The 4,664-nt window shown below is 73.0% G+C and carries 2 protein-coding genes; one reads left to right on the top strand and one right to left on the bottom strand.

All coding sequences use genetic code 11. The features are described 5' to 3' along the window. The coding region (locus GUY60_RS34815) for an ATP-binding protein (protein WP_161705247.1) at positions 1-2,392 on the top strand (2,392 nt) is incomplete at its 5' end. A 53-nt stretch (positions 2,393-2,445) separates the two neighbouring features. Here the strand turns inward: GUY60_RS34815 and GUY60_RS34810 are convergent. Beyond that, entirely contained in the window at positions 2,446-4,503 is a 2,058-nt protein-coding gene (locus tag GUY60_RS34810) for a GTP-binding protein (RefSeq protein ID WP_312866537.1), read from the bottom strand. Positions 4,504-4,664 lie beyond the last annotated feature (161 nt).

Genomic DNA, 4,664 nt, shown 5'->3' with positions numbered 1-4,664 from the left:
GCAGGCACCCCCGCGCCTCGCCGCGCCGCCCGCACCACGACTACCCGCGTACGAACTGCCCGCGCACGAACTGCCCGTGCCGCTCACCCCCTTGATCGGCCGGGACGCAGCCGTCGCGAGCCTCGTACGGCAGCTCGGCACGCATCGGCTCATCACGGTCACCGGACCGGGCGGCGTCGGCAAGACCCGGCTCGCGGTGGCAGCGGCGAGCGCGGCGGCCGACCGGTTCCCCGACGGGGTTGTCCTGGTGGAACTCGCCGCGGCGGCCGGGGCCGTGGAACAGGTCAGCGCGGCGCTCGCGGTGCGTGAGGACGCGGTGAGCGATCTGCGGGCGGCACTGCGCTCCCGTACAGCCCTGCTCGTACTCGACAACTGCGAGCAGCTGTCCGATGAGGTGGCCGCGCTCGCCGCGCGGCTGCTGGCTTCGGCGCCGGGGCTTCGCATCCTCGCCACCAGCAGGCAGCCGCTCGGCGTTCCTGGTGAACTGGTCAGCGTGACGGCCCCGTTGGCCGGTCAGGACGCGGTGCGGCTGTTCACCGAGCGAGCGTCCGCCGCGCTGCCCGGCTTCACCGTCGAGGCGGGCGAGGCGGGCGAGGCCGGTGACGCGGAGTCCGTCGCGGTCATCTGCCGCCGCCTGGACGGCATTCCGTTCGCCCTGGAGCTGGCCGCCACGCGGGTGCGCTCCCTCGACGTACGCACCCTGGCCACCCGGCTCGACGACCGCTTCCGGCTGCTCTCCGACGCCCTGCCCGGCGAACCCGCCCGCCGCAGGACCCTGCGCGCGATGATCGACTGGAGCTGGGAGCTGCTGACCGACGAGGAGCGCCACGCCCTGCGCCGCCTGGCCCTGCACGCGGACGGCTTCACACTGCGGTCCGCCGACGCGGTGTGCGGTGCGGACGCGCTGCCCGAGGTGCTGCGTCTGGTGGACCGCTCGCTCGTCATGCCCGGCAAGGACGGGCGCTACCGGCTGTCCGAGACGATCACCGCGTACGGGCTCGAACGCCTCACGGAGGCGGACGAGTTCGAGGACGCCGCGCATCTCCACGGCATGCATTTCGCCGAGGCCGCGTCGCAGGCGGCCCCGCTGCTGCACGGGCAAGAGGGCGAGCCAGGGAGCGGCCCAGGGAGCGGGCAACGCGACGCGCTGCTGCTGCTCGACGCCGAGACGGCCAATCTACGGGCCGCCCTCGGCCGTGCGGTGCGGCACGGGGACGCGGTGCTCGCCCTCCGGCTCGTCACGGAGCAGTCCTGGTACTGGTTCCTGCGGGGCCGGATCGGCGAGGCGCGCCGTTCGCTGGGTGACGCTCTGGGCGTGCCGGGGCAGGCCCCGGCAGCGCTGCGGGCCGACGCCGCCGTGTGGCGGGACGCCTTCGACGTGCTGGCGGGTGCGGGCAGGCCGGACAGGACGGACAGGACGGACAGGCCGGACGAGGAGCTGTCCCGCGCCGATGCCGCGGCGCCGCGCGCCCAGTGGTTCCTGGGGCACGCCCTGATGGTCGCCGGGGCCGACCTGCCGCTCGGCGAACAGCTCGTCGCGCAGGCCCTCGTACGCCTGCGGTCCTACGGCGACACCTGGGGCACTGCGGCCGCCCTCAGCTCGCAGGCGACGGCCGCGATGCTCCGCGGTGACCTCGACACGCTGCGGCGCCGGACCGCCGACAGCCACCCGGTCTTCGAGGAACTCGGCGACGCCTGGGGCCTGTTGCGGTGCGGCTACGCGCAGGCGGGACTGGCCGAGGTGGCCGGCGATCACGTACGGGCGGCCGCGCTGCACGAGGAGGGGGTGCGCCTCGCGGAGGAGCTCGGTCACTGGACCGAGGCGGCCGACCGGATCACCGGGCTCGGCCGGATCGCCCTGCTGCGGCGCGACTTCACCGCGAGCCGCGAGCTGCACGAACGCGCACGGCGGCTCGCCCACACGCACGGTTACGCGGCCGGAGCCGTGCACGCGGAGATCGGCCTGGCCCTCTGCGCGCGGCGCGAGGGCGACCTCGACCGGGCCGAGGAACTGCTCCACACCTGCCTCGACTGGCACCGGGCGCGGGAGTTCGACCCGGGGCCCGCGCTGCTCCTCGCCGAGTTGGGGTTCGTCGCGGAGCTGCGCGGCGACGCGGCCACGGCCCGCGCCCTGCACCGGCAAGGCCTCGCGGGCGCGCGGGCCGGCTCCGATCCGCGCGCCGTCGCCCTCGCCCTTGAGGGCCTGGCCGGTGCGGAATCTCTGGCCGGGGACTCCGTACAGGCGGCCCGGCTGCTCGGCGAGGCCGCGCGGGCCCGCGCGAAGGCCGGTGCCCCGCTGCCCGACGGCGAGCGCGGCGACGTGGACCGCATCACCACCCGCACCCGACAGGCCCTGGGCGAAGCCCGGTTCGCCACGGAGTACGGAGCCTGACGCTCCCGGCGGAGCCCCCCTGGTACCGCAAATCCCGGTCACCGCAACCCCGTTCACCGCACCCGGCGTGCCACCCGCAGCAGGTACTCCTTGCGGTGCAGCGGGTCGAGGTCGGTGCGGGGGCGGGCCGGAGGTGGGGTCGCGCGGGTCGGGGCGTAGTGCGAGAAGGCGGTCTCCAGGGCGCCTTCTCCTCTGGTCAGTCCGGGCAGTCGCTGTTCCAGGGCGTGCGCGCGGGCGGCCGGTACGTCGCCCTCGACGGACCATTCCGCCGCGTGCTGCCGCTGGTCGCGGGGTACGGCGTCGAGGCGGGCGAGCGCCGAGAGCAGCGCGCTCGCGGTGTCGGCCGGTGCGTCGATACGGAAGTGGTGCATCGGTTCGTGCACCCGCGTGCCCGCTTCCCGCAGGGCGCTCATCAGGACCAGCGGCGTCAGCTGCCGGAAGTCGCGGGCCGTGCTCGACATGCTCTTGTCGAAGACGGCGTGCGCGTGGCTCTGCCTCGGCCAGTATCCGGCGTGGGTCATGGTGACCGTGCAGTCGGCGACCTGCCAGCCGTACAGTCCTTCGCGCAGGGTTTCCCGGACGGTTTCCTCGACCGCTTTGAAGAACGCGTACGGCATGGAACCGAGTTCGACCTCCAGGCGGAAATCGATTCCCGCCCCGACGGGTGCCGGATCGACGCGCAGTCCGACCGTGCCGAGAAACGGGTCGAGGTCCTTCTCGTATCCGTGGCCCGTTCCCACCGGGCGTTCGACGCAGATCGTCGTGGTTTCCCTGAAGGTGACGGCGACCCCGAATTCCTCGGCGAGTGTCGCCTGCACGACTTCTTTCTGCACTTCTCCGTAAAGCGACACCGACACTTCGCCGCGTACGTCGTCCTGGCGCAGGTCGATCAGCGGGTCCTGCTCGGCGAGTTGGGTGAGCGCCATGTGAAGTGCCGCCCGGTCGGCGGGGGTTGCGGGGACGACGACGGTTTCGAGAGTGGGCGGCGCGAAGTGCCGCTCGGCCGCGCTCTCGGGCGGTACGCCGACAAAGTCGCCGATACGGAGGTCGCCGAGGCCCCACACCTTGGCGATGCGGCCGGCGCTCACCTCGTCGGCCCGGCGCGCCGCACCGCGGTCGAACACGGCGATCCCGGTGACCTTGCCCTCGGCGACCTCGCCTTCCTTGTCCTTGTCCTTGGCGGGCGCCGCGCCGCTCCCGAAGGGGAGGACGTCCCGTACCCGTACGGTCCCCGAGAACAGCCGGACGTACCCGGCCTTCTCCCCCGCCGGACCCCGCTCGATCTTGAACACGGTGCCGGAGACCGGCCCGTCCGCGTCCCCGGAAGCGGCCGGGAGCAGCGCCTTCAGACCGTCGACCAGTTCGGCCACCCCGGCGCCGGTGATCGCGGAGCCGACGTACACGGGATGGGTGAGGCCGCGCCCGGTCTGCTCGCGGAGCGCCTCGGCCAGTCGCTCGTACGGCAGCGGCGCGGTGTCGTCGAGATAGTCGACATAGGCGGCGAGGATCGCGTCGTCGTGCTCGGCCAGCGCCTCGGACAGGGCCGCCCGGTACTCCGGGTCGGTGGGGCGGTGCGGGCGCACGGTCGCGGCGCGGGTGCCGGCGTCGGTGACCGTGCCGGTGGCGACGGCGTTCGGGGCGAGCTTCGCGGCGATCTCCCGCAGCACGCGCTCGGGGCGGGCCCCGGCGCGGTCCACCTTGTTCACGAAGATCAGTACGGGGATGCGGAGCCGTCGCAGGGTGCGCATCAGGACGCGGGTCTGCGCCTGCACGCCTTCCACGGCGGAGACGACGAGCACAGCGCCGTCGAGCACGCTGAGCACCCGCTCGACCTCGGCGATGAAGTCCGGGTGGCCGGGGGTGTCGATCAGATTGACGGTGGTGTCGTCGAGCGCGAAGGAGACGACGGCCGACTTGATGGTGATACCGCGGCGCCGTTCCAGAGCGAGGGAATCGGTCTGCGTATTTCCGTCGTCGACGCTGCCGATCTCGTCGATCACTCCCGCCTCGTGCAGGAGCCTTTCGGTCAGACTCGTCTTTCCGGCATCAACATGCGCCAGAATTCCCAGATTCAGGGTCCGGCGACCCAGGGTGCGGTTCGGTGAGTGCACTGAGCGTCATGTCCTTCGGGTGGATGGGCATTCCCTTCGGGTAGGACATGAACGTTCCGCGCATAACCGCTCTCCTCTATACGGGGCCACGACCCGGCACCGGGCGGCCACTACGGCGAGTACAGCGAAGCGGCGGTTCGGGGTGCAAGTGAATTTCCGGG

This window comes from Streptomyces boluensis (assembly GCF_009908195.1).
Lineage (GTDB): Bacteria > Actinomycetota > Actinomycetes > Streptomycetales > Streptomycetaceae > Streptomyces > Streptomyces boluensis.
This window is presented reverse-complemented; position numbering and strand designations above follow the sequence as displayed.